This is a genomic window from Verminephrobacter aporrectodeae subsp. tuberculatae At4, from assembly GCF_000193225.1.
Taxonomy (GTDB): Bacteria; Pseudomonadota; Gammaproteobacteria; order Burkholderiales; family Burkholderiaceae_C; genus Acidovorax; species Acidovorax aporrectodeae.
In genome coordinates, this window is the sequence record NZ_AFAL01000294.1 from 1 (window position 1) to 1394 (window position 1394).

At 62.8% G+C, this 1394-nt stretch carries 2 protein-coding genes; both read left to right on the forward strand.

The window, feature by feature from the left end; all coding sequences use genetic code 11:
• The coding region (locus VTU_RS0106535; protein WP_010102401.1) for an ABC transporter substrate-binding protein at positions 1–857 on the forward strand (857 nt) is incomplete at its 5' end.
• Positions 858–907: 50 nt separating this feature from the next.
• Positions 908–1394: ABC transporter substrate-binding protein (locus VTU_RS0106540; protein ID WP_236610650.1), on the forward strand; the 487-nt coding region annotated here is incomplete at its 3' end.

Below are 1394 nucleotides of genomic sequence, written 5' to 3' on the forward strand. Positions count from 1 at the left end.
CGCAGCGCCTGCTGCTGGAAAAAGGCGATATCGACGTCGCCCGCAACCTGAGCCCGCAGGACATTGCCGCGCTCTCGGCGAACAAGGACGTGAAGCTCACGTCCGCCCCCAAGGCCACGGTCTACTACATCAGCCTGAACCAGAAAAACGCCACCCTGGCCAAGCCCGAGGTGCGCGAGGCCCTCAAATGGCTGATCGACTACGCGGCCATCAGCGACACGCTGATCAAGAACATCGGCGTGAATCACCAGAACTTCCTGCCCATGGGCCTGTTGGGGGCCAGCAAGGAGAACCCCTACAAGCTCGACGTCGAAAAGGCCCGGGCCCTGCTGGCCAAGGCCGGTGTGCCCGACGGTTTCAAGGTGACGATCGATGCGCGTTCCATGCAGCCGGAGCAGGGAATCGTCGAGGCCTTCCAGCAAACCGCCAAGCGCGCCGGCGTCGAGGTCGAAATCATCTTGGGCGACGGCAAGCAGGTGCTGACCCGATACCGCGCCCGCAACCACGACATGTTCATCGGCCCGTGGAGCATCGACTACTGGGATCCGCACTCGAACGCCGACGCCTTCACGCGCAACCCCGACAACGCCGATGACGCCAAGCTCAAGTCGCTGGCCTGGCGCAATGCCTGGGCCATTCCCGAGCTGACCAAAAAGTCCGACGCCGCCGTGCTCGAGCGCGATGCCGGCAAGCGCAAGACCATGTACGAGGAATTGCAGGCCGAATTCCGCAAAACCAGCCCCTTCATCATGCTCTACCAGAAGATCGAAGTGGCCGCGCTGCGTCGCAACGTGGACGGCCTGCAACTGGGCCCTTCGTTTGACACCACCTATATGTTCAAAGTATCCAAGCGGTGATCCGTTTGCCATCCGGCAGTGCCCTGCATCTGCACAACCAGGAAGCGATTTTGAAATACCTGCCCTCTCCCGCCCGCCCCCGTTTGCTCTGCGCGAGCGCCCTGCTGGCCCTGCTGGTTTTCCAGGGCACGGCCACGCTGGCAGCCACGCCCAAGGACACGCTGGTGATTGCGCGCGGGGTGGACGACATCATCACGCTGGATCCGGCCGAGACCTTTGAGGTGAGCATGGGCGAGATCATGGGCAACATCTACGACCGGCTGGTGCGCCTGGATCTCAAGGACCCGACGAAGCTCGTCGCTGACGTGGCCAAGTCCTGGACGGTGTCGCCCGACGGCAGGACCTACGCGTTTGAACTCAGAAGCGGGCTGAAATTTCCCTCGGGCAATGCGCTCACGGCCGAGGACGTGGCCTACTCGCTGCACCGCGTCGTGGTGCTGGACAAGACCCCTGCCTTCATCCTCACGCAGTTCGGTTTCACCAAGGACAACGTGAGGGACAGGATCAAGTCCACCGGCCCGCTGTCGCTGACACTGG